Source organism: Ruegeria sp. BG6 (assembly GCF_056538465.1).
In genome coordinates, this window is record NZ_JBQFTB010000001.1 from 522,056 (window position 1) to 547,291 (window position 25,236).

A 25,236-nucleotide genomic window follows, 5' to 3' on the forward strand; every position below is an offset into this window, starting at 1 on the left:
TCTCCTGTCTTGGACGATAAAGGTGGGGCGCTGACCGCCTGTTTTCAACCTCATCGCCGTTTGTCGGCAATCAGAATGACCGGATGATTTACCGACTGCAAGGCGTCGCGCGGACATATCCACGAATTTTGTTGAAACCCAACCGGATTTGCCGCCTAAACAGGCTCAATATCCCCTTCCGCACGCTGCGCGTGAAAGTCACCTTGCCAAGCCGCAAACCGACCCTCGGAAATCGCGTGTCGCATTCCCTGCATAATCTCTTGAAAATAGTGCAGATTGTGCCATGTCAGCAGCATCCCCGAAATCATCTCGTTCGAACGGAAAACATGGTGAAGGTAAGCGCGCGAATAGTTTGAACAGGCCGGGCAACCGCACGCTTCATCCAGCGGGCGCGGGTCGTCCGCGTGACGGGCATTCTTGATGTTGACCACACCGCGACGGGTGAAAACCTGCCCTGTTCGCCCAGACCGCGACGGCAACACGCAATCCATCATGTCGATCCCGCGTGCGACGGCACCCACGATGTCGTCAGGCTTGCCAACACCCATCAGGTAACGGGGCTTGTCCGAGGGAAGATAGTCCGGCGCGTATTCAAGGCAGTCGAACATGGCTTCCTGCCCCTCGCCCACTGCCAGACCGCCGACGGCATAGCCTTCGAAACCGATTTTCTTCAATGCCTCGGCGCTTTCCTCGCGCAGGTCGCGTTCCAGCCCGCCTTGCATGATCCCGAACAGTGCATGGCCCGGACGGTCCCCGAACGCCTCGCGCGACCGGTCGGCCCATCGCATCGACAGGCGCATGGATTCTGCGATACGGTCCCGATCCGCTGGCAACGCTGGGCACTCATCGAAACACATGACGATGTCCGATCCCAAGAGCCGCTGGATTTCCATTGACCGCTCGGGTGTCAGTTCATGTTTTGATCCGTCGACATGGGATTTGAAGGTCACGCCTTTTTCCGTTAGCTTGCGCAGCCCGGCCAGCGACATGACCTGAAATCCACCCGAGTCCGTCAGGATCGGCCGCTCCCAGTTCATGAATTTATGCAATCCGCCCAGGCGATCGATCCGCTCAGCGGTGGGGCGCAACATCAGGTGATATGTATTGCCCAACAGGATATCGGCCCCCGTCGCGCGCACGCTTTCCGGCATCATCGCCTTTACGGTCGCGGCTGTCCCGACGGGCATGAAAGCAGGCGTGCGAACCTCACCCCTCGGGGTAAGGATCACACCGGATCTGGCCTTGCCGTCGGTGGCCTTTAGGTCAAAGGAAAAACGGTCTGTCATTGTGTCGCCTCGGGGTCGCTGAACCGGGCAGGATTTGCCTGATCCGCCTGCCCTTTGCAACCCGTCAGGGCAAAGTGACAACGCGCTCCGTGAACAACGCCACAACGCCTTCGCCGTCGACATCCCTGCAAACGCGAATTGCGGGACGCGAGGGATCCGGCCGCGTGGCACCGTTTTCCTCCCCACCGACGATCACGCGCAGGCCTGTCTCGACCGTGTCGAACATCGGTTCGTGAGAGCATGCAATTACGGCGGTCGAGTCGTGCAACCCGCATCCTTCCAGCCCACCGACTTCCTTATAGAACTTAAGGTAGAACTTTGAAATGTCGCGCAAAAAGACGCCCATGTTTGGGGAACTTTCGGCCAGCGCATCGAAGTCCGCGCCCCGGTAAAGGGTCTTCAGCGTGACGTCCAATCCAACCAGAACCGTATTCGGGGGGGCCGCAAAAACGAAATCCGCCGCTCGGGCATCGTGGTAAATGTTGGCTTCTGCGTGGGCGGTGATGTTTCCGGGGCAATACACGGCGCCCCCCATGATCACCAGCCGACCCAGATTTTGGGAAAACTCCGGGTCCAAGCGCATCGCATCGGCGATGTTGGTCAACGGACCAACCGCACAAACGACCAGTTCGCCTTTGTGTTCGCGTGCCATTTCGACCAGAAATTCTGCCGCTGGCAGGGGATGGTTTTCGCCGAACTGCGGGATTTCCGTCAGGTCTCCGAACCCTTCCGGCCCGTGGACATGTTCGGACGGCACATGTGCGTCCGTCTCAAGCGGAAAGGCTGCGCCTTCCGCGACTGCAGCATCAAGGCCGAGTTTGTGCAGCAAAAACCGCGCATTACGGCTGGACTGATGCACATGCGTGTTTCCGAAAATGGTCGTCAGACCTATCAGGTCAAATTCCGGCGCGGCGGCGGCGTAGGCAATAGCCATCGCATCGTCGATTCCCGGATCAGTGTCGATAATCAGTTTCATATGCGCCCGATACCGCAATCATGGCAGGATGCAAAGCGGACACATCTGTTGTTTTCCCTCGAACTTCGACGCCTTCACTGGTTTGCATTCGAGACCAACCTGTCCATACCAGAGTTGAAATTGGGCGACTCAACCCCCAAGTGTATACCATAGTACACAATAAAGAGGACAGAAATGACCGAAGATCAAATCATCGGATTGCTTTCATCGAATATCATTTACCTGCTGGCGGCGGCCCTAATCGTAATCGTCATCCTGAAGGGCATTAAGATCGTCCCGCAATCCGAAAAGTTCGTGATTGAACGCTTCGGTCGGCTGCACTCGGTTTTGGGGCCCGGAATCAATTTTATCGTTCCTTTCCTGGATGTTGCTCGCCACAAGATATCCATTCTTGAACGTCAGCTTCCAAACGCAACGCAGGATGCGATCACCAAGGATAACGTTCTGGTCCAGATCGATACATCGGTGTTCTACCGCATTCTGGAGCCTGAAAAGACAGTCTACCGAATCCGTGACGTCGACGGTGCGATTGCGACCACGGTGGCAGGTATCGTGCGCGCTGAGATCGGCAAAATGGATCTGGATGAAGTACAGTCGAACCGCGCCCAGTTGATCTCCCAAATCCAGGAAAGTGTCGAAACAGCCGTCGATGACTGGGGTATCGAAGTGACCCGCGCCGAAATTCTGGACGTTAATTTGGACCAAGCGACCCGTGACGCCATGCTGCAGCAGCTGAATGCCGAACGCGCGCGCCGGGCTCAGGTTACCGAAGCTGAAGGCATGAAGCGCGCTGTTGAACTGCAGGCCGATGCCGAACTTTATGCGGCGGAACAAACCGCCAAGGCCCGGCGTATTCAAGCCGAAGCAGAGGCTTATGCGACCGGTGTCGTAGCCAAGGCCATTCAGGACAACGGCATCGAGGCCGCTCAGTATCAGGTCGCTCTGAAACAGGTCGAATCGCTTAACGCATTGGGCAACGGGACGGGAAAACAGACGATCGTCGTGCCGGCAAACGCCCTTGAGGCTTTCGGTGATGCGTTCAAGATGCTGAAAGGAGCAAAGTGATGGCAGATCCCTTCTGGCTGACCTGGTGGATCTGGATGGCCGCCGCATTGGCCTTGGGAATCCTTGAAATCGTGCTGCCGGGTTTCATCTTTCTTGGCTTTGCCATCGGTGCAGCAATCACCGGTATCTTGCTTATTTTGCCGGGGCTTACACCCTCGCTGCCGATACTGTTGCTGATCTTCGCGGTGTTGTCGCTGGTGTCCTGGCTGGTTCTTCGGCGCATATTCGCGCTGCCCCATGGTCAGGTCAAAACGTTCAACCACGATATCAATGACTGAACGGGGGTGGCGCCCAAGGCGGGCGCCATTGCCGCACTGGACGCTGGTCCGGCCTTTCCCTATATATTTTCTCAGGTAACAAACCCGAGGCAAGAATGACGCATCCCAGTGAACAGTTTGAAGGCACGCCGCTGATTGCCCCTTCGACCATCGAACACCCCTTGTACGAGGCCGTGGTCGAGGCATGCCGAACGGTTTATGATCCTGAAATTCCAGTGAATATCTATGATCTCGGGCTAATCTACACAATCGAGATTGCCGAGGACAATGCAGTCAAAGTCATCATGACCTTGACCGCACCGGGCTGCCCCGTCGCCGGAGACATGCCGGGCTGGATCGTTGAAGCCGTTGAGCCTGTTGCCGGCATCAAGGAAGTCGATGTTGAACTGACCTGGGAGCCACCCTGGGGAATGGAAATGATGTCTGACGAGGCCCGACTGGAACTCGGCTTTATGTGAGCAGGGAATTATCTTCAAAAAAACAATCTGTTGTCGTGAAAAAGTCATCCAACTGTTACACGGCTGTAGCAAAACTTTCATACACTTGCGCGACAAATCGGTGCGTCGACGAATAAGTGCATTCCTGTTGTCGCTCGCACGGGCTGCTGGATCGCCTGCCCTCCTTGAAATCTCCGGCCCGAGTATTGGACCGCTCTTGCCCGAGGGCGGTCCAGATCGTTCAGGGTAAACTGCAATTTACTAATTGCCGCAAGTCGATTTGATCTCTGCTGCCCTATCGTCCAATTGCTTGACGTAATCTCCGGACAGCATTTGCAGTCTTTTGCCTTCGGTGCCGGTAACCAGTCCAAGCAAAGCGCCCGCGGGCGTAATTGCCGCCACACTTTCCAACTGCTTGTCTTCGGCATGCTTCTTTTCTGAGGCGATCGCGCGCAGATCGCCTTCAGCGGTTGCGCAATTGACAGGGTGTCTGGGCCCGTCCGACGCAGCCCAGGCTGTGCCAGCCAAAACAGTAAAACTCAGCCCCAACAGCGCCAGCGGCGCATTTGTTTTCAGATATTTTGACCGCAATGCCATATTCGCAAACCTCGTGATTGTTGTTGCATCGAAGGACCGATATCTGTTGCCCCTCCGGATCAGGCTAATCCGGCCAGCCGCGCTGGTGCAAGGCGACCGGTGCCCGCAAACCGGCTGTTTCAAAGCAAAACTTCGCAATCATAGGCCGCGCTCACTTGAGCCCGGTGATCGAAAGCCCTAAATTAGTGTCAACGCGACGACGGAGATCCCCTGATGTTTGGCATTCCTGGCAAACAGGCTGTAACCATGACGCCCAAGGCGGCCGAGCAGATTGCTCGTCTGATGGCCTCGGCTGGACATGCCGGGCTGCGCATCGGCGTGAAAAAAGGCGGATGCGCCGGCATGGAATATACCATGGACTATGTGGATCATGCGGACCCTAACGACGAGGTTGTCGAACAGGACGGTGCACGGGTCATGATTGCGCCCATGGCGCAAATGTTCCTGTTCGGGACCGAGATCGACTACGAGGTCACTCTGTTGGAGTCCGGCTTCAAGTTCCGCAATCCAAATGTTGTCGATGCATGCGGCTGCGGCGAGTCGATCAAGTTCGACGAGGCGCTGACTGAACAGCGGTAAGGCGTTTGTGCGCCACATCAACATTCTCCCCAAAGCTCCCGGGTTTGCGGCCACCTATTGAACAGGTATGCCGTGTGTAATGGCGCAGACGGAATTTCCGGCGTTTGACCGGCCACCAACCCTTGCGCGGAATTGTCAGGTGGGGCGTAGGGTGCTATCCGAAAATGAAATGATGTCAAAATGAAGAGGTGCAGGGATGCGGCGCAAGCTGGCGGCTGGAAACTGGAAAATGAACGGAACCAGCGAAGCGCTGGGCGAGCTTGAGGTGCTGGCCAGCACCCACCCTGCCCCAACTGTCGATATTCTGATCTGCCCTCCGGCCACACTGGTTCACCGCGCCGCGCAGGCGACGCAGGGAACCGGCATTACTATCGGCGGCCAAGATTGCCACGCGGCCCCGAACGGCGCCCACACCGGCGATATCAGCGCCGACATGCTGGTCGACGCTGGCGCAACAACCGTCATTCTGGGGCATTCGGAACGGCGTGAGGATCATTCCGAACAGAATGAGGACATTCGCGCCAAAGCCCGCGTCGCAATGGACGCCGGTCTGAAAACCGTCATCTGCGTTGGTGAAAGTCTGGAACAACGCGAAGCTGCCAATACGCTTGATATTATTGGCGGCCAGATGTCGGGGTCCATTCCGGATCAGTCGAACGGTGAGAACCTGATCGTCGCGTATGAGCCGATCTGGGCCATCGGAACCGGAAAAGTTCCCACTCTGAACGAGATCGGAGAGGTTCACGACTTTATCCGCGCGCGTCTGGAGCGCCGCTTTGGCGAAGGGGTCGGGCGTTCGGTCCGGTTGCTTTATGGCGGTTCGGTAAAACCCGGCAACGCAGCAGATATTTTCGCCGTCTCCAATGTCGATGGTGCGCTGGTTGGCGGCGCAAGCCTGAAAGCCGCCGACTTCTCGGGGATCATCGAGGCACTGGAAAACTCCTGATCAGGCAAGTTTCATCGTGATCATCCCGGCCACGATCAGAACCGCCGCGCAAGTGCGCGCGGCGGTTACCGCTTCGCCCAGAAACATTATACCGACCAGAAACGCGCCAACGGCGCCAATCCCTGTCCAGACGACATAAGCTGTGCCCAATGGCAGCGTCCGCATTGCCAGCGCAAGCAGGACGAACGAGCCCAACATCGACACGCCCATAATCGCGGTGGGCCAAAACCGGGTAAAACCAGCCGATTGCTTCATGGCAATGGCCCAGACAATTTCAAGCAGTCCGGCAGTTAACAGAATGATCCAGGGCATATGAGAGACCTCGTTTTGCCCGGGCCGTCCCGGAAAATTTCCCATTTTGGGGGAGGTCGTCCTCTGAGCGGCAGATAATCACTCAATTCGGTTCTTCAAGACAAAACCGGGCGGATTGCGCCGCCCGGTTTTTGCGTTGTCATGTAGACGCTGTCTAATTGGTCACGATTTCCGGCCCCATGAAGGTATTGGGCAGGAAGGTCGACAACCACGGAATGTACGTCACCATGATGAGGAAGACGAACAGCACCGCAAGGAACGGCAGCGCGGCCTTCACGACGCCCATCATCGGCATTCCCGCAACGCCCGAGGTCACGAACAGGTTAAGGCCGACCGGTGGCGTGATCATTCCAATCTCCATGTTCACCACCATGATGATGCCCAGGTGGATCGGGTCGATGCCCAGTTCGATGGCAATCGGGAACACCAGTGGCGCAACGATGACGAGCAGGCCTGAGGGTTCCATGAACTGACCACCGATCAGAAGGATCACGTTGACCACAATCAGAAACGTAATCGGCCCCAGGCCCGCAGACAGCATTGCGCTGGCGATATGCTGCGGCACCTGTTCGTCGGTCAACACATGTTTCAGGATCAGTGCGTTGGCAATCACGAACAATAGTGTGACGGTCAGCTTTCCAGCCTCGAACAGCGTGTGCTTGGTATCCGGGTGAAAGAGCGCCGTGACCAGTGCATAGGGTTTCTTCAACAGCGAGATATTCTGCGCGTCACCTTCGCTGCTAAGCGGCCCCATGTCCTTGTAGACGAAGCAGGCGATCAGGAACGCATATACTGCTGCCACTGCGGCAGCTTCGGTCGGCGTGAAGATACCGCCGTAAATGCCGCCCAGGATGATAACGATCAGGAACAGGCCCCAACCAGCTTCACGCGCTGATGCGAATATCTCGCCCCAGCCTTTCCAGTCGCCCTTGGGCAGGTTCTTGACCTTCGCCATCACATAGATTGCGACCATCAGCATCAAACCGGCCAACAGGCCCGGAATGACGCCTGCCAGGAACATACGGCCGACCGAAACCTCGACTGCCGCTGCATAAACCACCATGACGATCGAAGGCGGGATCAGGATACCCAGGGTTCCTGCGTTACAGATCACACCGGCCGCGAATTCTTTGGAATACCCAACCTGTCGCATTCCAGCGATAACGATCGAACCGATGGCGACCACCGTTGCAGGGGATGACCCCGACAAGGCTGCAAACAACATACAGGCAAAAACGCCCGCAATCGCCAGCCCGCCGGGCAAATGGCCCACACAGGCAATCGAAAAGCGAATGATCCGGCGCGCCACGCCCCCCGTCGTCATGAAGGACGACGCCAGGATAAAGAACGGGATCGCGAGCAGAGTGAAGTGCCCCTCGAACGCCTCAAACAGCGTCCCGGCAACCGAAGCAAGCGAACTGTCGGAATAGATCAGCAGGAACAGGGTCGAGCTGAGGCCAAGTGCAACCGCGATCGGAACGCCGATCAGCAGCAGGCCAATGACCATCGAGAAAAGAAGAACTACATCCATCAGTCATGCTCTCCTTGCTGGGCCCGGACTTCTTCGATCTCGTCCTCGACTTCGTGGCTGGCGACCAGACGGTCGGTTTCACCGCGCCAGATCTGCACTGCGACTTGCGAAAAACGGATCACCAGCAGCAGCATGGAAACTGGCAACACCAGATACGGCACCACCTTGGGAAGTTTCTCGTATTCTTCGCCATAGTTGATGAGGCCCTCAAGAAAGCGCAGCGGCGCGACAATGGGGATATCGTCAACCTCGTAGAAACTCTGGCTGCGCGCTCCGCTATCGAACCCTGTCGGGAACCAGCGTCCGGATGTGGGCGGCAGGTCGGCAAACACCGCCCAATAGTCATACGACCCTTTCAGCAGCAGCAGCGAAAACACCAGACAGCACGCGACGGCGATCAGCGCCAGTATCCGGCGCGGCGCCGGGGCCAGCATGTTAAGAATGGCGTCGACCCCCAGATGCGCGTGTTTCTTCACCGCATAAGATGCGCCAAGCAACACCAGCCAGCCAAACATGAACACCGTCAGTTCAAGCGCCCACAATATGTTCGAATTAAAGAAGAAACGCGCGATCACATTTGCAAATGTAACGGCCGTCATCAGGCCCAGGAGCAACGCAATCAGGGTTTCTTCGATATGGTCGACCAGCCCGCCATGGCCGGATTTCGCACCAGACATCTATCTGTCCCCACATTTTTATTGTTGATAAAGATTGGGGCGGGCCTTTTCGGCCCGCCCGGCCTGCGCGTCGATAACTCCCCAGTCCCCTGACGCGCGGCCTGGACCGGGATCAGAACCCGGCGTTGATTGCCTGAGCGGCGTCGATCTTTTCCTGACCTACGTCATCAGCGAACTTGTCCCAAACGGGCTTCATCGCATCAACCCAGGCCTGACGTTGTTCAGGGTTCAGTTCGCGAATAATTCCACCGGCGTCCGTGATCGAGGCTTTCGCCGCTTCGTTCACGGCAAAGGCTTCCTTGTTCCGGGTCTCGGTCACTTCGCTCAGAATGGTCAGGAACTGATCACGCACTTCCGGCTCGAGGCTGTCCAGCCAGTCGACCGAAGTCACCACCAGATAATCGATGATACCGTGGTTGGTCTCGGTGATGCCGTCCTGCACCTCGAAGAACTTCTTGCCGTAGATGTTCGACCAGGTGTTCTCCTGTCCGTCCACAACGCCCTGCTGCAGCGCGCCATAAACTTCCGAGAATGCCATCTTCTGCGGGCTGCCACCGATGGCTTCCATTTGCGCAACCAGAACGTCCGAAGACTGAACCCGGAACTTCAGGCCATCCGCATCAGACGGGTCAACCAGCGGTTTGTTCGCCGACATCTGCTTCATGCCATTGTGCCAGAAGGCCAGACCCTGCAGGCCACGGCGCTGCATGCTGTCTTTCATCGCCTGACCGTCCGCCGAGGCCTGGAATGCATCCACAGCGTCGATATTCTTGAACATGAACGGCAGGTCGAACAGGCGGAACTGTTTGGTGAACTTTTCGAACTTCGACAGCGACGGCGCGGCCAGCTGAACGTCGCCCTGCAGCATCGCCTCAAGAACCTTGTCGTCATTGTAGAGCGTGGAGTTCGGATAGACCTCCATGCACATGACGCCCTGCATCTCGTCGTTGACGCGTTGTTCCAGCAACGAGGCAGCGATGCCCTTCGGATGCTTGTCGGTGTTGGTCACGTGTGCAAACTTAACGACAATTTCTCCGTCCTCGCATGCTGCCATCCCGGCGGTAGCCGTCACGGTCAGCGCAAGCGCGGTTGCAGCTGTTGTCAGGATTTTCATCTGTATTGTCCTCCCAGACTTCCTAGAACCCTTCATCGGGCACTCTTGCAGCGCCCCATGACGCGAAGTGAACCGAATCAGATCTCTTCTCACAACTTTTTGTTTCATGGCTGTTTTTTTGATATTTTATTGTTTTACATCAAATACCTAGGTGAAATTAATACCTGAGATTTCAGGAGCCCCAAGAAGCCATGTGCGGAAATCCGCACAGGCCTTTGGCGCAATGTGCGGATTTCCGCACTACGGCGACTCACGAGTTCCGAATCAAACACCCGGAGATTCGCACCGGTAGCAACTCCCTTGGGGCGGGATACTCCGCCAAGCGCGCATAACCGCAGATTTTTAAGTGAAACTGAGTCGCACGGCCGCGTCAGCGCCGATAGTCTTCCGGGCGGATGCCGTAGCGTGCAAGTTTGTCGTAAAACGTCTTTCGCGGCAGCTTCAGTGCACGCGCCGCTTCCGTGGCCTTCCCGTTATGCCTGCCCAAGGCGGTGATAAGCAGCGAACGTTCGACACGCGCCATCTGCTCGCTCAGCCCCAGATCAGCAGCCTGCGCAACATCTTCGGGCATTCCCAGAACAAATCGCATCGCAGCGGACATCAGTGAGCGCGCATTGCCCGGCCAGTCGCTGGCCATCAAGGACGCCAGATGTTCCGAGGTGATTTCGGGCGCGGCAATCCCCGCCTGCTCTGCGGCCTGCGCGACATAGTGGCGAAAGATCACCGGAATATCCTCGGGACGCTCTGCCAGCGACGGGATGCGCACCCGCATGACGTCAAGGCGATAGAACAGATCCGCATGAAAGCGGCCCTGCGAAGACAATGCCGACAGGTCCGCTGTGGTGCCCGCCAAAATGCGGACCCCGGCGCCCTGCTCGACAATCTCAAGCGCGGCGTACTGCGTGGCCTCGGGCATCGCCGACACTTCATCCAGAAACAGCGAGCCACCAGCGGCGTCATGACAGACCTGCACCAGCTCCGCCGCGGTCAGACCCGAGGATGGCCGCTTTACAAAAGGCCCCTGTGCCTGTGGCGACATCATATGGACCACTTCGGCAACCTTGGATATTCCACTTCCCGCCGGCCCGGTTACCAGAACCTCGGCGTTGGTCGGGGCTACGGTGCGTACGCGTTCGCGCAGAGCTTCGGCCTGCTGGGACAGTCCGAACAACAATCGGGCGGCGGGATCACCGCGTTCCAATTCGCGTTTTAACGCGCGCTGTTCCAGAACCTGCGCACGGGCTTCAATGGCCCTCTTCAGAACCGCCAGAAGGTCGGAAGCGGCACAGGGTTTTTCAAGGAAATCGAAGGCACCCTGCCCCATGGCCTGCACCGCCATCGGAATGTCGCCCTCTCCGGTCAGAAGGATGACCGGCAGATCGGGGTCGATTTCATGCGCGTAATTCAGCAGATGAAACCCGTCTCGCCCGGGCATGCGGATGTCCGAGATGATGACACCGGGAAATTCGGCTTGGATATGGTCCTTCGCGGCCACAAATGACCCTGCTGGAATCGGAGCGTAATCGGCCAGTTCCAGCGTCTGCGCCAGGGCGTCCCGAACCGCCGCATCGTCGTCAACCAGTAGGACCTTGTGCATCATGCGGCCTTGTCATCCTCGTAATAATCCAGCTCGACGGTAAAACACGCGCCACTCTGTGAATTGTAACCCCGAATGTCGCCGCCGAAACTCTGAACCAGCCCATAAGAAATCGACAGGCCCAGCCCCATACCCTCGGACGAACCAACGGCCTTGGTCGAATAGAAGGGTTCAAACAGCTTTTCGGGATCCTCGATTCCCGGACCGTTGTCGCGCACGGTCACGGAAACTCGCGCATCGGTGTCGATCCATATGCGAATATGTCGATCGTCCTGTTCGCTCATGGCATCTGCGGCGTTGTTGATAAGGTTGACGAAAACCTGAACAAGCCGAACCTCACCACCCCAGGCGAAGACCGGTTCAACATCGGGCTGCCAATCCACTGTGACCCCTTCAGCGTGCAACCGTGCCGAGGTCAGTTCGACGGCTGTATTGATGACTTGAACAAGATCCACCTTTCCCATCGGTTCGCTTTCATTTCTGGCGAAGGCGCGCAGGTTCTTGATGATACGGGCCATACGCGCCGCCATTTCAGAAATACGCCCCAGGTTTTCGCGGGCCTTTTCACTCCGACTGCGCTCCATGAACGCGGCGCCATTATCCGCAAACTGCTGAATGGCCATAAGCGGCTGGTTCAACTCGTGGCTGATACCCGCTGACATTTGCCCCAACGCGCTCAGCTTTCCGGCCTGCACCAGATCAGATTGCGCGCGCTTCAGTGCGGCTTCCGCTTCCATCCGCTCGGACACTTCGCGCCGCAAGGCCAGGTTTGCATCCGTCAGATCACGGGTCCGCCGCGCGACTTTGCTTTCCAGAACAGTGTTTGCCTCGGCCAATGTGCGCCTGCGCTCAGTTGCCAGAAAAAGTAACGCCCCAAAGGCCAGACAGATTGCGGCAACCGCGGCGGCCTGTAATCCCGCCAAGCGCCGGGCCGGTGCTACGTCCACCAGCACCTCGGCCGTCATATCGATAACCGGCAGGTCAAGCGTCAGGTGCAGCGCGTGACGGGGCAAATAACGCCCCCAGTTCAGCGTCCACAATTCATGCCCAGCGACCCGGGTCGAGCTGAAATCGACCGTGCCGCCATCCGGCGGTGAAAGACCTTGTTGTCCCTCTGCTCGCCGCCAAAACAGAAGATCGGACCTGTTCGAGATGAAGACAACGCCTTCCGCATCCACGAAGAATACCGCTTCGGTGCTGCCGCGCCAGGTTTGCTCAACATCCTGCACGTCCGCGACAACCATCAAAGCACCCTCAACCTGCCCCGACGGTCCAAAGGTCGGAGCCGCATAAGAATAAATCCGATCACCGCTTTCCGGCAGGGCCCCATGGGCACTTCCCATGGCCCCCTGCATGGCGCGCTCAAAAGCAGGATATCCGGCCATGTCGGGCTGCCTTACCGGCTGGGCCGCGACCAGAACCTGCCCGTTGGAATCCAAATACATCATGTTCACTGCAGCAGTCTTGTCGGACACATCCAGCAGCAGGGACCGGGCCGCCTGCCTGTCTGCCGGGGTTTCTAACTCGTGCAGGGCTGGATGATCGGCCATCAGGACCGCCAGCTCCTGATACACCTGCATCTGCGTGCTCAGCCGGTCTGCTGCAAGTTCAAGATCTGCCTCGGCCTTTTCGCTCAGTTGCGACAGGGCTTGACGATAGGCGTAGGACCAGACCCCGGCAGACAACAGTCCGACGACAAACAGAAATCCAAGGATCACCCAGACTCGATACATGACATAGGGTCTTGCATTCGACGCGCCTCATGGCAAGTCTGCGCAGCATGAAGACGCTTTTTCAATCGCCGGTCGAGCCCGGCTTCGTGCAAAACCCCTACCCATTCTATGACGAGGCGCGCCAGTACGGCGACCTTGTGTATTGGGGCGACTACAATAAAGTGGCCGCTGTTTCTTATCGCGCTGTGCAAGCCCTGCTGAAGGATCGGAGGTTTGGCCGAGAGGTTCCGGCAGAATTGCGAGAACCCGGCCCCGCCCATCTGGCGCCGTGGTTGAATGTCGAAGCGCATTCCTTGCTTGAAGCTGAACCTCCACGGCACACGCGGCTGCGCGCCCTCGTCATGCGCGCCTTCACCACACGTTCAATCGCGTCCCTGGCGCCTTCGATCGAGCAGCTTTGCCACACCCTGATGGACCGGTTCCCCGCGACAGAGTTCGACCTTCTGGACGCCTATTGCACTCAGGTACCGGTCATTACGATCTGCCGTCTTCTGGGCGTCCCCGAGGACATGTCACCACAGTTGCTGCGATGGTCGCATGACATGGTCGCGATGTATCAGGCCAGCCGGAATCACCAGACCGAGGACAACGCGGCCAGGGCCGCACAGGAATTTACCGATTTTCTGACCCGCTATATCGAACAGCGCCGCAGCGATCCCCGCGACGATCTGATCACGCGCCTGATTGCGGCCGAAGAGGACGGAGAAAAACTGTCCCGCGACGAACTGGTTGCCACTTGCATCCTGTTGCTGAACGCCGGGCACGAGGCCACTGTTCATTCCCTGGGGAACGGGATGAAAACCCTGTTGCAAACCGGATCCCGTCCGCTTGCACCCGACGAAATCGATGCCGCCGTTGAAGAAATTCTGCGATATGATCCGCCACTGCACATGTTCACGCGCTATGCCTATGAGGATGTGGAGATCTTTAATCACCGCTTCAGCCGTGGCGATGAGGTTGCGCTGTTGCTAGGTGCCGCAAACCGCGACCCCGCGGTCTGGAATGCACCGAACACCTTCGACCCGACCCGGCCCATTGTCACAAACACCAGTTTCGGCGGCGGCCTGCACTTTTGCGTCGGCGCCCCGCTGGCCCGTCTCGAGATGCGCATCGCACTGCAGGTGTTGTTTCAGCGGGCACCAGAATTACGACTGTCGGCACAGCCGGAGTATTCGAACAGCTATCACTTTCATGGGCTTACCCGGCTGCCTGTTCACGTCTGAGTTCCAGAACATGCTGACTGAATAGCGCATAATGCGCTATGCCTCTGGCGGGAATATTTATAGCCAGATGAAATCGGATCCTTTATTCATCTGGCCCCAAATATCCCGGGGGAGGCGCGCGTCAGCGCGGCGGGGGCAGCGCCTCCCACTTCGTTAACCAACAACCAACGCACCCAGCGGCAGCATCGTCGTCGATTTGATCTCTTCCATCGACAAAAGAGCCGTGACGTTGTGCACCCGCACTTCCGAGATCAGGGTCTGATAAAAATCGTCATAGGCGCGGGCATTTCTGACGCGTACCTTGAGGATGTAGTCGATGTCCCCAGCAAGGCGGTGCGCCTCCTGCACTTCTGGACGGTCCCGCAGCGCCTTTAGGAACTTTCGCTGCCACTCGGCCTCATGTTCGGAAGTTCGGATCAGAACAAAGAACGTCGCCTCGAACCCCAGTGCCTCGGCATCCAGCAACACTGTCTGCTGACCAATGACCCCTGCACTTTTGAGTTTTCGGATTCGGTTCCAGACGGGTGTCTTGGAACTGCCGACCCTTGCAGCGATTTCATCCAGTGACTGACTGGCGTCGCGTTGCAGCTCGACCAGAATTTTCCGATCCGTATCATCAATCCGCACCGACATTCCAATTTCCTTCCATTTCCGGAACCCGCGTCCCAAAGCTCAGTCTGTATGGAACGTATGTTCTTATTTATTCGCCTATATGGCGTTATTCCGGGAATATTTCCTATATTGAGGGTCAAGTCAAACACAGTCGAGATCTTCAGATGCGGCAATCGCACACATATACGGATACAGGGCACGTCGATTTCGTCGGCGCAGGTCCGGGTGATCCGGAATTGCTGACGCTTAAGGCGCTGAACGCGTTTGAGCGTGCGGATATCGTTCTGCATGACCGCCTGATCAGCCCCGAAATTTTGGCGCTGGCCGGCAAGACCGCTGAACTGGTCGATGTTGGCAAGGCCGGCTTCGGACCCTCATGGAAACAGGAAGACATCGACGCATTATTGGTGGACTACGCACTGAAGGGTCAGCGTGTGGTCCGTCTGAAGTCGGGGGACCCCACTGTATTCGGGCGTCTGGACGAAGAAATCGAAGCGGTCGAGGCTGCAGGTGTTTCCTGGCAGATCATTCCCGGCATCACTGCCGCCTCTGCCGCTGTTGCTGGCATCGGTCAAAGCCTGACGCGCCGCGGTCGCAATTCCTCGGTGCGGTACCTGACGGGTCACGACATGAAGGGTTTTGCCGACCACGACTGGAATGCACTGGCGCGTCCCGGTTCCGTGGCTGCAATCTATATGGGCAAGAAATCCGCCCGTTTCATTCAGGGCCGTCTGATCATGCACGGTGCTGACCGCGCAACCCCTGTCACCATCGTCGAAAACGCGTCGCGCCCAGGCCAAAGGGTGCTGTCCACGACGCTGGACCAATTGCCCACCGATCTGCATGCCGCCGCAATGGACGGCCCCGCACTGACCCTTTATGGCCTCGCACCGCGCCGTGCAGCCGAGGCCCTGACCGAATTCAACAAGGAGCTTGCCTGATGGCCCGCGCTTTTACACCCAAAGTGGTTACAGCCAACGACCTGCTGGAAGGAGACGTCATTTATCTGACCGAAGACGATCGCTGGTCACGCGATCTGTCCGAGGCTGAACTGATTACTGACGAAGCTCACGCACAGGTGCGTCTGCTGGATGCCGCACGTCAGGCGAATACCATCGTTGGCGCATATCTGGCCGACGCGGTCGCTGGCAAACGCGGCCCCGAGCCCACTCATTTTCGGGAAGACTTCCGCCGGACTGGTCCGTCCAACTATGCCCACGGCAAACAGGAAACTTCCCCGCAGCCCCGGGCCTGACCTCTGGCCCCTCACTCTCCCCTACAAGGCCCCAAGGTTCGGGGCTGCAACTAAGGACAGCTAATCATGTATCGCTACTCCGAGTTCGACACAGCATTTTTGGCAGAACGCAACGCGCAGTTCCGCGCGCAGGTCGAGCGTCGCATCGACGGCTCGCTCACCGAAGACGAATTCAAACCCCTGCGCCTGATGAACGGCCTGTATCTGCAACTGCACGCCTACATGCTGCGCGTAGCGATCCCTTACGGGACGCTGAACAGCGCTCAGATGCGTCAGCTGGCCCTACTGGCCGAAAAGTGGGACAAGGGCTATGGCCACTTCACCACCCGTCAGAACATCCAGTACAACTGGCCGAAACTGAATGACGTGCCGGATATGCTGGACGCGCTGGCCGAGGTTGGGATGCACGCCATTCAGACCTCGGGCAACACCATCCGCAACGTGACCGCCGACCATTTCGCCGGTGCCGCCGCGGATGAGGTCGCCGACCCGCGCCCCTATGCGGAACTGCTGCGTCAGTGGTCCACCGACCACCCGGAATTCCAGTTCATGCCGCGTAAGTTCAAGATCGCCATCACCGGCTCGGAAAACGACCGCGCCGTGATTAAGGCGCATGACATCGGCCTGCAACTGGTCGAGCGTGACGGCGTTCTGGGGGCTCGTGTCATCGTGGGTGGCGGTTTGGGCCGTACGCCAATGATTGGCAAGGAACTGTCCGAATTCGTCGCCTTTGACGACCTGCTGGCTTATCTCGAAGCCACCGTTTCCGTGTGGAACCAGATCGGCCGCCGCGACAACAAATACAAGGCGCGCATCAAGATCACCGTGCATGAGCATGGCATCGACGCCATCCGTGCCAAGGTGAATGAGCGCTTCCTGAAGGTTCGCCCGCAGTTCAAAGGCGCGGACATGTCGCTGCTGGACGAAATCAAGACCCACTTCGCTGCCCCTGCCTTCCGAGAGGGTTCGGTTGCGTCGTTTGAATCCGCCTACACCAACGATCCGGTCTTCCGCTCGTGGGTCGATACCAACATCGCGTCGCACAAGAACGCAGACCACGCGATTGTCACCATCTCGATCAAGAAGCACGGCCAGACGCCGGGCGATGCAACTGCCGAGCAGATGCGCGTGATGGCCAACCTGGCCGAAGAGTTCGCCTATGACGAGCTGCGCATCAGCCATGAGCAGAACGTGATCCTGCCGCATGTCCATAAATCGGACCTGCCTGCGATGCATGCGAAGCTGAAGGAATACGAACTGGCAACCGCCAATATCGGCCTGATCAGCGACATCATCGCCTGCCCCGGCATGGACTACTGTGCGCTGGCGACGGCTCGTTCGATCCCGGTTGCGCAAGAGATTGCAACCCGCTTCGACGAGTTGAAGCTCGAGCATGATATCGGCCACCTGAAGATCAAGATCTCGGGCTGCATCAACGCATGTGGTCACCACCACGTGGGCCACATTGGCATCCTGGGTTTGGATCGTGCCGGCGTCGAAAACTACCAGATCACTCTGGGCGGTGATGCCACCGAAAGCGCGGCCATCGGCGATCGCACTGGTCCGGGCTTTGCTTACGATGAGATCGTCCCCGCCGTGGAACGCATCGTCGAAACCTACTTGAACCAGCGTGAAAGCGCAGAGGAGACGTTCCTGGAAACATACCGCCGCGTTGGCATGGCGCCGTTCAAGGCGGCGCTTTACCCCGAGGCACAGGCCAATGCCGCTTGACCTGATCCAGACTGAACTGGGTAAAGACCGAAGTGAACTGACTGAACGGGTCGAGGACCTCAACGCCCGATTCCGCCACCACAGTGCACACGACGTGATGCATGGCGCGATTGAAGAGATCGATGAGCTTGCCCTTGTGTCAAGCTTTGGGGCGGAATCGGTGGTGTTGCTGCACATGGCGGCTGTTGTCGACAAGGCAACGCCCGTCCTTTTCATCGACACTCAGATGCTGTTCACCGAAACGCTGGAATATCAGCAGGAGGTCAGCGAGCGTCTTGGGCTGAGAAACGTTCGGATCATCAGGGCGGACGATGAAGACGTCCAGCGCGATGACCCCTATGGCGCCTTGCGCCTGCGCGACACGGATGCGTGCTGCAACCTGCGCAAGACATTCCCGCTGCAAAAGGCCCTTATGGGCTATTGCGGCTGGATCACCGGGCGCAAACGGTTTCAGGCCGGCACCCGCGCCGCGCTCGACTTTTTCGAGGTCGAGGACGGAACAGGCCGGATCAAGGTCAACCCGCTGGCGCATTGGGCACCCGAAGATGTGCGCGCCTACATGGACGAAAACCGCCTGCCCCGGCATCCGCTGGTGGCAAAAGGATATCCCTCAATCGGCTGTGCGCCCTGCACCTCGCCGGTCAAAGAGGGCGAAGACCCCCGTGCCGGACGCTGGCGCGATCAGAACAAGGAAGAATGCGGCATCCATTTTGTCGACGGCAAGATGGTGCGTGTTGGAGAAAAGCAATGAATGTAATCGTAACGGATCAGGGGTTTTCCCCCGATGATTGGACCGACGGCTTTGTTTCGCTGGATGATGCCGCCAATGACGTGGTTGCCCTGGATGTAAGTTCAGACACCGACCCGGATGAACTCTACGATCGTCTTGGCCGAGCCGAACTGGTGCGGGTCGATTTCCCGTCCTTCGCAGATGGCCGCGGCTTTACCATCGCCCGCACCCTGCGTCTGAAAGGCTATACCGGGCGTCTGCGCGCCAAGGGGCACGTTCTGGCAGACCAATACGCCATGGCGCGGCGCAGTGGCTTTGACGAGGTCGAGATTGATGATGGCCTTGCCACCCGTCAGCCCGAAGATCAGTGGCTTGCCCGCGCCAACTGGAATGAGAACAACTATCAGGCCCGCCTGCGCGGTTAAGGCCGCACATCGCCAGCTTGTGACAGAAAGGGGGCAATCTGTCCCCTTTTCCTGACTTGGATCAACGATTAAACGGAGATGTCGGTTTAGCAGACCGGCAGGTAAACGATGACAGAGATGAAGCCCGTGAGCGAAGTAACTGCCGTAAAGGCCCCCGTCCTGCCGGACGCGCAAACTGTAATTGACGTGAAACACTGGACCGACAGCCTGTTTTCTTTCAAGGTGTCGCGCCCTGCCTCGCTGCGGTTCCGTTCGGGCGAATTCGTGATGATCGGGTTGTTGGGCGATAACGGAAAGCCGCTGCTGCGCGCCTATTCCATCGCCTCGCCTTCGTGGGACGAGGAACTCGAGTTCTACTCGATCAAGGTGCAGGACGGTCCGCTGACCTCTAAGCTGCAACACATCAAACCCGGCGACCAGATCATCCTTCGCCCCAAGCCCGTTGGTACCCTGGTGCACGACGCGCTGCTGCCCGGCAAACGCCTGTGGTTCTTTGCCACCGGCACCGGTTTCGCGCCCTTCGCTTCGCTGCTGCGCGAGCCGCAGACCTATGAGGATTATGATGAGGTCATCATCACGCACACCTGCCGTGAAGTGGCTGAACTGGAGTACGGCCGCCAGCTGATCGAAAGCATCCGCCAGGACGAACTGCTGGCCGAACTGATCGGCGAAGGTTTTGCAGACAAGATCCGCTACTACCCGACCACCACCCGGGAAGAGAGCCCCAAGATAGGCCGCATCACCAACCTGCTGAAAGACGGCACCGTATTTGCCGATCTGGGCATCGATGGCGGAATCAAACCCGAAACCGACCGCGCGATGGTTTGCGGCAGCCTGGCTTTCAACCTCGATATCAAAGAAATTCTGGAAGAGTTCGGACTGCGCGAAGGCGCAAATTCCGACCCCAAGGAATTCGTCATCGAAAAAGCCTTTGTTGGCTGATCTTTGGAACTGGCCGGGTAATTGCCACCCGGCCAGCTCAATCCCGCCAACAAAGGCGGGTTTTTCGTGTTTTCCGGCCTTTATGCTGCTTGAAACGCCTTTCGCACCGGTCTAAATTCCGGTCTCGAAATTCTGCAATCATCAAAGGAATGAACCCATAGCCCGCAGACCCCACAACGCGCCGCCGCAGAGAGACACCGGACCGCGCGTCAATGAAAAGATCCGTGCCCCTGAAATCCGCCTGATTGGCGCTGACGGTGATAACGTAGGGGTGGTTCATCCCGCCAAAGCTATGCAGATGGCCGCTGATGCCGGACTTGATCTGGTCGAGATCTCGCCCAATGCCAATCCTCCGGTTTGCAAAATCATGGATTTCGGCAAGTTCAAGTACGAACAGCAGAAACGCGAAAGCGAAGCCCGCAAGAAGCAGAAAATCATCGAGGTGAAAGAGGTCAAGTTCCGGCCCAACACCGACACGCATGATTACGACGTCAAGATGAAGAACGTCGTCAAGTTTCTGGAAAAGGGCGACAAGGTCAAAGTCACCCTGCGCTTCCGTGGCCGTGAGATGGCGCACCAGAACCTGGGTCGCGAGCTGTTGGAGCGTGTTGCCGAAGACATCAAGGAAATCGGCAAGGTCGAGAACATGCCGAAGATGGAAGGCCGTCAGATGATCATGATGATCGGCCCGCTTCCGCAGAAATAAGTTCTGCAAGCAACCAATTTCAAACCCTGTCAGAGTTGCTCTGGCAGGGTTTTTTGTTCACCGAAAATTCAATCCTCGCGATTTGTACACACCTGTCCCCGTCCGCAAATCTTAAAGGCTGGAAAGCGACAATAGGTCGATTTCAGGCGCTCTGATTTCGACGGCGTGCTGGCCAAACTGGAATGCGCGGAATCGCGATGCGGTTAAGCGTGAGATGCCGGATAAAGGGGAGGTAACGATGGGTGAAATGTCATTCGCTGGCGGCGTTTATCAATCGCTGCCGACGCAGGCCTATTGTGATGAGGCCGTTTTTTCTCAGGAACGCACCCGGATATTCAGGCGGTCCTGGCATTTGGTAGGCCATGTGACCGACATCCCCAACTTCGGTGACTATGTTGTCGAGGACGTCAGCGGCGCCTCAGTGATCGTGATTCGGGGTCAGGACAGCGAAATCCGCGCCTTTTTCAACGTCTGCGTTCATCGCGGCCATGAATTGCTGAATGGCAAGGGTTGCACCAAAAAGATAACGTGCCCCTATCACGCATGGACCTATGACACGACCGGACAGTTGCGCGCCGCGCCGAATGCCACCGCGTTTCCCGGCTTCGACAAAAGCCGGTACAAGCTGCGCCCGGTTCAGGTTGAACTGTTCTTCGGGCTGATTCTGCTGAACCTGGACCCGGACGCCCGGCCAATGGCCGAACTGGCCGAAAGCGCGCTTGGCGAAATCGCTGAATACGCGCCCAACCTTCCCAACTATAAACGAGCGGATCGGACGGAACGGTTGGCCGGCGCGAACTGGAAAGTCGTCGCCGAGAATTTCAACGAATGCTATCACTGCGCTGTGGTTCACAAGACTCTGACAACTGGTGTGGTCGATCCGGACCAGTACCGGACGCGCGGTCACGATTACGGCATTCGCCATGCAAGCCCGGCCCGTCCGGACAGTCAGAAATCCTACAACTATGTCGCCGACCCAGAGGCGCGCACGGACAAGTTCCTGACCTGGTGGTTCTTTCCGCTTTTTGCCCTGCAAGTTTACCCCGGTGGGATTGTGAACACCTATCGCTGGACCCCGGTCAGTGTGAACAAAACAAAGATTGAAGTTGACTGGTGGTTGCCCGAATCCGAACCGAGGGCCGTTGAACAAGAGATCATCCTGCAACACCGCAACACCACCTTTGCCGAAGATGGCCCGATTGTGGATTCGGTTCAAAAAGGGTTGGAAAGTGGCGCGATCGGGTTTGGGGCACTGGTGGTCGATGACGCGTGTTCATCGCAATCAGAACACCCGATCATGGCGTTCAATGCGCATTACCAGAGAGCCATGGAAGGCACGGCCCTCTGACAATTCTCTGACTTGATCAAGCCGGCAGCGAAACCTCGATGGCTTTGCTTAGTTTTGTGACCAGTTCGTCAATCTGCTCGTCCTCGATGATAAAGGGCGGTGCCAACAGGACGTGGTCACCTTTCCTGCCGTCGCGCGTTCCGGACATCGGGTAACAGATCAGCCCTTCGGCCAAAGCAGCCTTCTTGATCTTTCCCGCGACACCCAGCGCAGGGTCAAAAGGCGTGCGGCTTTCCCGATCGGCCACCAGTTCCACCCCGCGGAACAACCCCCGGCCGCGGATATCGCCAATATTCGGATGCTGTCCAAACGCAGCCTCAAGCGCTGATTGCAGCTTTTCACCCATCACGCCAGCTCGGGTCGGCAAATCTCGGTTAGTCAGCTCCCTTACAACGGCCAAGGCAGCAGCCGTCGCAACCGGGTGCCCGATATAGGTGTGTCCGTGCTGGAAGAAACCGGACCCATCCCGGATCGCATCATAAATTGCACCGGAACACAGCGTCGCACCAATCGGCTGATACCCCGCGCCCAGACCCTTGGCGATGCACAGGATATCCGGCGCCACCCCATCATGGTTGCAGGCAAACAGATGCCCAGTCCGGCCCATGCCACACATCACTTCGTCCAGAATCAACAACACGCCATACTTGTCGCAGATCTCACGAATGCGTTTAAAATACCCCTCAACCGCAGGAACTGCACCCAATGTCGCGCCAACAACCGGCTCTGCCATGAAAGCCATCACGGTATCGGGACCAAGCCGTAGAATCTCGGTTTCCAACTCATTGGCGACGCGCTGACCATAGTCAAAGCTACTCTCGCCATCGGGTTTTTCAGCGTATTCGAAACAGGGCGCGATATGGGTCATCTCGATCAGCATCGGCGCGAACTGCGCCCGCCGCCACGCGTTTCCACCTGCCGACAACGCACCCAGAGTGTTGCCGTGATAGCTCTGCCGCCTAGCGATCACATGCCGGCGTTCGGGCTGACCGATTTCAAGATAATACTGGCGCGCCAGCTTGATCGCGGCTTCGGTGGCCTCAGACCCCCCGGAAACGAAGTACACCCGGTCCAGATCACCCGGCGCGTGTTCGATCAGCAAATCCGCCAATTCCTCTGCCGGTTCCGAGGTCATGAAGCCTGTATGGGCAAAGGCGATCTTTTCAACCTGTTCCTGTACCGCCTTGATCACGGCCGGGTTGGAGTGCCCCAGACAGGAAACCGCCGCATCCCCGCAATCCAGATAGCGCCGCCCGTCAGCGTCAATCAGGTAACATCCGTCACCGCCTGCTGCGACCGGCAGTTCGGCCTTGGTGTGACGTGGAAATACATGGCTCATATCAAAATCCTCTCAATTTTTGCGACCAGCGCTGCTACCGATGCCGCATTGTCTGTCCATGTTCGACCTTGTGCGTCGGTCAGGCTGTTTTCGAAACCAACCCGCACATCACCGCCTCGCTTTGCGGCTTCGGCAAGGCACATATGTTCCTGTTTCCCAAAGGCGCAGATCATCCACGGCGCCGGATTTTGCGGGAAACCATCAATATCTTCAGGTGTCGATTCTCCACCTGTTGTGTAGCGGCCCAGAACCAGCAGGCGATCCGCCTGCTCTTGTCGCACAATCCCTTTGTCCCGCCACTGATCCAGCAAAGCGGTATCTTCTGCATCATAAAGGATGTGCTGAACCCGTGTACCCTGTTCCGCACAAAGTCCATAAAGCCGTGCCGCAAGCTCCGGCGCGCGGGCAGTTTCACGGACGGAAATCGAAGCCCAGCCAGGTTGGACTTGCTTCACACATTCAAACTGCGCCGCCAAATCAAAAACGCCCGCGGCCTCGGTTGTGATCTGAATGTCCATCTCCGGCACAGTGCGGCTCAACTCGGCAATCGCTTCTCGGTATCGCCCAGCATCCAAAGAATGGGCACCTTGGTCGTCACGGACATGCAAATGCAGCCCCTGTGCACCGGCATCAAAACAGGATCGGGCGGTGGCCAATATTTCATCCAGCGAAACAGGCAGCTTCGGATGATCAATGTGACCACGCCGCGCGCCATTGGGCGCGACCATTACGTAAGGTCTGATTGTTTCATTTTCCGGACGTTGCATTCCCTGCTCCAACCCCAGCCGCGTTCCTGCACCCCATTTACCTGCCGACCACGTGTTTTCAACTTGCCATTTTCATAACATATGTTTTTCTAGTAACATGCCGGAATCTCCAACCCAACTGACCAGCCGCCTTCGCCGCACCATCGATGACCTGCCAACACAGCTTCAGGCAGCCGCAAAATACATTATCGATCATCCGGCAGATTTCGGTATCGACCCGGTTCGAGTTACCGCCCAAAAGATCGGCGTCAGTTCCAACGTTCTGGTCCGATTGGCACAGAGGCTGGGCTTTGACGGGTTTGACGCCTTTCGTCAGCCATTTCGGCACGCTCTGGCCACAGACCGAGAGGAACAGCTGGGACAGGACTGGCTGTCCAGCCTCAGACAAGAAGGGCAATTCGCTACGGCTCAATCCCAATTCGCACGGAATGAGTTGAACGTCGTCACCCGATCGTTGCGGCAGATAGACCCCAAGAAAATGCAGATGGCCACGGAAATCATATCCAATGCAAAGCGTTGCTTTGTGACGGCCACACGGGCCAGCCATGCACTGGCGTCTTATTTTTGCTACGCCGGACGCATGGCACAACCCGGAATGCAGCTTATCCCTCGGCAAATGGGCTCCGCGATTGATGATCTGATCGAAGGGGACACGCAGGATTGTCTGTTCGCGATAACCGTCCAACCTTATTCAGCGGACACGATTCAGGCCATGCGGTATGCCCGCGACATGGGAATGAAAATCATACTTTTGTCGGATAGTGACGTCATCGCCCCAGGCGTCAAACCCGACGTTGTACTGGCAGTCAGCACCCGATCCCTGCACCACTTCTCAAGTTTTTCGGGCGCAATGGCGGTTCTGGAATGCTTGCTTGGTCATCTCTTTGACGCCGGCGGCGACGCCGCACGAATTCGCGTGGAAGAATATCAGAAAGCTCGTGAGGAAACCGGCGCCTACTGGCGCCCTTCTAAGCCGCCCAGAGTGCGTCAAAAGAACAGCCCCCGGTAAACCCGGGGGCTGCCCCTGTTC

The 25,236-nt window shown here is 57.7% G+C and carries 27 protein-coding genes; 15 read left to right on the forward strand and 12 right to left on the reverse strand.

The features are described 5' to 3' along the window. Positions 1-155 precede the first annotated feature (155 nt). On the reverse strand, positions 156-1,286 hold the full coding sequence (gene tgt, locus ACR0JW_RS02635) for a tRNA guanosine(34) transglycosylase Tgt (RefSeq protein ID WP_170676913.1): 1,131 nt from the start codon (positions 1,284-1,286) through the stop codon (positions 156-158). A 64-nt stretch (positions 1,287-1,350) separates the two neighbouring features. Further along, positions 1,351-2,262: a nucleoside hydrolase gene (locus ACR0JW_RS02640; protein WP_170676911.1), complete on the reverse strand. Its 912-nt coding sequence runs from the start codon at positions 2,260-2,262 to the stop codon at positions 1,351-1,353. A 174-nt stretch (positions 2,263-2,436) separates the two neighbouring features. Here ACR0JW_RS02640 and ACR0JW_RS02645 point away from each other — a divergent pair, with 174 nt between their 5' ends. The 3 genes from ACR0JW_RS02645 (at position 2,437) to ACR0JW_RS02655 (ending at position 4,063) form a co-directional block, all read left to right on the forward strand. Further along, positions 2,437-3,327, forward strand: a complete 891-nt coding sequence (locus tag ACR0JW_RS02645; protein WP_170616816.1) for an SPFH domain-containing protein — start codon at positions 2,437-2,439, stop codon at positions 3,325-3,327. Further along, the gene (locus ACR0JW_RS02650; protein WP_170616814.1) at positions 3,327-3,605 is read left to right on the forward strand and encodes an NfeD family protein; all 279 of its coding nucleotides are present in this window, start codon (positions 3,327-3,329) and stop codon (positions 3,603-3,605) included. Before ACR0JW_RS02645 ends, ACR0JW_RS02650 begins: the two co-directional genes overlap by 1 nt. A 95-nt stretch (positions 3,606-3,700) precedes the next feature. Further along, the gene (locus ACR0JW_RS02655) at positions 3,701-4,063 is read left to right on the forward strand and encodes an SUF system Fe-S cluster assembly protein (RefSeq protein WP_170616812.1); all 363 of its coding nucleotides are present in this window, start codon (positions 3,701-3,703) and stop codon (positions 4,061-4,063) included. Positions 4,064-4,303: 240 nt separating this feature from the next. Here ACR0JW_RS02655 and ACR0JW_RS02660 read toward each other — a convergent pair whose 3' ends face one another. After that, entirely contained in the window at positions 4,304-4,639 is a 336-nt protein-coding gene (locus tag ACR0JW_RS02660) for a hypothetical protein (protein WP_170676909.1), read from the reverse strand. A 213-nt stretch (positions 4,640-4,852) separates the two neighbouring features. On the opposite strand from ACR0JW_RS02660, the gene ACR0JW_RS02665 reads away from it, so the two are divergent. Further along, positions 4,853-5,218, forward strand: coding sequence for a HesB/IscA family protein (locus ACR0JW_RS02665; RefSeq protein ID WP_170676907.1), 366 nt, complete (start codon positions 4,853-4,855; stop codon positions 5,216-5,218). 196 nt (positions 5,219-5,414) lie between these two features. Beyond that, on the forward strand, positions 5,415-6,164 hold the full coding sequence (gene tpiA, locus ACR0JW_RS02670; RefSeq protein WP_170676905.1) for a triose-phosphate isomerase: 750 nt from the start codon (positions 5,415-5,417) through the stop codon (positions 6,162-6,164). On the opposite strand, the gene ACR0JW_RS02675 is transcribed toward tpiA, so the two are convergent. From ACR0JW_RS02675 to ACR0JW_RS02700, 6 genes are all read right to left on the reverse strand, one after another. Beyond that, positions 6,165-6,476, reverse strand: a complete 312-nt coding sequence (locus ACR0JW_RS02675) for a DMT family transporter (protein ID WP_170676903.1) — start codon at positions 6,474-6,476, stop codon at positions 6,165-6,167. A gap of 154 nt (positions 6,477-6,630) precedes the next feature. Then, positions 6,631-8,007, reverse strand: a complete 1,377-nt coding sequence (locus ACR0JW_RS02680) for a TRAP transporter large permease (RefSeq protein ID WP_170676901.1) — start codon at positions 8,005-8,007, stop codon at positions 6,631-6,633. After that, complete coding sequence (locus ACR0JW_RS02685; RefSeq protein ID WP_170676899.1) at positions 8,007-8,684, reverse strand: TRAP transporter small permease; 678 nt, start codon at positions 8,682-8,684, stop codon at positions 8,007-8,009. Before ACR0JW_RS02685 ends, ACR0JW_RS02680 begins: the two co-directional genes overlap by 1 nt. 112 nt (positions 8,685-8,796) lie before the next feature. Further along, positions 8,797-9,798, reverse strand: a complete 1,002-nt coding sequence (locus ACR0JW_RS02690; protein WP_170676897.1) for a DctP family TRAP transporter solute-binding subunit — start codon at positions 9,796-9,798, stop codon at positions 8,797-8,799. Between the two features lie 370 nt (positions 9,799-10,168). Next, positions 10,169-11,398, reverse strand: coding sequence for a sigma-54-dependent transcriptional regulator (locus ACR0JW_RS02695; protein ID WP_170676895.1), 1,230 nt, complete (start codon positions 11,396-11,398; stop codon positions 10,169-10,171). Further along, a complete protein-coding gene (locus ACR0JW_RS02700; RefSeq protein ID WP_480713556.1) occupies positions 11,395-13,128 on the reverse strand; it encodes a sensor histidine kinase in 1,734 nt (577 codons plus the stop codon). The genes ACR0JW_RS02695 and ACR0JW_RS02700 overlap by 4 nt, the downstream gene beginning before the upstream one ends. Positions 13,129-13,175: 47 nt before the next feature. Here ACR0JW_RS02700 and ACR0JW_RS02705 point away from each other — a divergent pair, with 47 nt between their 5' ends. Beyond that, positions 13,176-14,351, forward strand: a complete 1,176-nt coding sequence (locus ACR0JW_RS02705) for a cytochrome P450 (RefSeq protein ID WP_170676891.1) — start codon at positions 13,176-13,178, stop codon at positions 14,349-14,351. 153 nt (positions 14,352-14,504) lie between these two features. Here the strand turns inward: ACR0JW_RS02705 and ACR0JW_RS02710 are convergent, their stop codons facing one another. Beyond that, on the reverse strand, positions 14,505-14,984 hold the full coding sequence (locus tag ACR0JW_RS02710; protein ID WP_170616790.1) for an Lrp/AsnC family transcriptional regulator: 480 nt from the start codon (positions 14,982-14,984) through the stop codon (positions 14,505-14,507). Between the two features lie 143 nt (positions 14,985-15,127). Here ACR0JW_RS02710 and cobA point away from each other — a divergent pair, with 143 nt between their 5' ends. The 8 genes from cobA to ACR0JW_RS02750 all read left to right on the forward strand — a co-directional run bounded on the left by cobA (position 15,128) and on the right by ACR0JW_RS02750 (position 22,100). Then, positions 15,128-15,904, forward strand: coding sequence for a uroporphyrinogen-III C-methyltransferase (gene cobA, locus ACR0JW_RS02715; protein WP_170676887.1), 777 nt, complete (start codon positions 15,128-15,130; stop codon positions 15,902-15,904). Beyond that, positions 15,904-16,218, forward strand: a complete 315-nt coding sequence (locus ACR0JW_RS02720; RefSeq protein ID WP_170676885.1) for a DUF2849 domain-containing protein — start codon at positions 15,904-15,906, stop codon at positions 16,216-16,218. The genes cobA and ACR0JW_RS02720 overlap by 1 nt, the downstream gene beginning before the upstream one ends. Positions 16,219-16,284: 66 nt before the next feature. After that, positions 16,285-17,949, forward strand: coding sequence for a nitrite/sulfite reductase (locus ACR0JW_RS02725; RefSeq protein WP_170676883.1), 1,665 nt, complete (start codon positions 16,285-16,287; stop codon positions 17,947-17,949). Continuing rightward, complete coding sequence (locus tag ACR0JW_RS02730) at positions 17,939-18,700, forward strand: phosphoadenylyl-sulfate reductase (RefSeq protein ID WP_170806258.1); 762 nt, start codon at positions 17,939-17,941, stop codon at positions 18,698-18,700. The genes ACR0JW_RS02725 and ACR0JW_RS02730 overlap by 11 nt, the downstream gene beginning before the upstream one ends. Then, complete coding sequence (locus ACR0JW_RS02735; protein WP_170616778.1) at positions 18,697-19,104, forward strand: DUF934 domain-containing protein; 408 nt, start codon at positions 18,697-18,699, stop codon at positions 19,102-19,104. The genes ACR0JW_RS02730 and ACR0JW_RS02735 overlap by 4 nt, the downstream gene beginning before the upstream one ends. A gap of 108 nt (positions 19,105-19,212) precedes the next feature. Continuing rightward, the gene (locus tag ACR0JW_RS02740) at positions 19,213-20,046 is read left to right on the forward strand and encodes a ferredoxin--NADP reductase (RefSeq protein WP_170676879.1); all 834 of its coding nucleotides are present in this window, start codon (positions 19,213-19,215) and stop codon (positions 20,044-20,046) included. Positions 20,047-20,290: 244 nt separating this feature from the next. Then, entirely contained in the window at positions 20,291-20,752 is a 462-nt protein-coding gene (infC, locus tag ACR0JW_RS02745; RefSeq protein WP_321254933.1) for a translation initiation factor IF-3, read from the forward strand. 238 nt (positions 20,753-20,990) lie between these two features. Continuing rightward, a complete protein-coding gene (locus ACR0JW_RS02750; RefSeq protein ID WP_170676878.1) occupies positions 20,991-22,100 on the forward strand; it encodes an aromatic ring-hydroxylating oxygenase subunit alpha in 1,110 nt (369 codons plus the stop codon). A 16-nt stretch (positions 22,101-22,116) separates the two neighbouring features. Here ACR0JW_RS02750 and ACR0JW_RS02755 read toward each other — a convergent pair whose 3' ends face one another. Both ACR0JW_RS02755 and ACR0JW_RS02760 read right to left on the reverse strand, forming a co-directional pair. Continuing rightward, positions 22,117-23,439 (reverse strand): aspartate aminotransferase family protein, encoded by a 1,323-nt coding sequence (locus tag ACR0JW_RS02755; protein WP_480713557.1) that lies wholly within the window; start codon positions 23,437-23,439, stop codon positions 22,117-22,119. Further along, a complete protein-coding gene (locus ACR0JW_RS02760) occupies positions 23,436-24,206 on the reverse strand; it encodes a beta-keto acid cleavage family enzyme (RefSeq protein WP_480713558.1) in 771 nt (256 codons plus the stop codon). Before ACR0JW_RS02760 ends, ACR0JW_RS02755 begins: the two co-directional genes overlap by 4 nt. A gap of 97 nt (positions 24,207-24,303) precedes the next feature. Between ACR0JW_RS02760 and ACR0JW_RS02765 the strand changes: the two genes are divergently transcribed. After that, the gene (locus ACR0JW_RS02765) at positions 24,304-25,215 is read left to right on the forward strand and encodes a MurR/RpiR family transcriptional regulator (protein ID WP_170824566.1); all 912 of its coding nucleotides are present in this window, start codon (positions 24,304-24,306) and stop codon (positions 25,213-25,215) included. Positions 25,216-25,236: the final 21 nt, after the last annotated feature.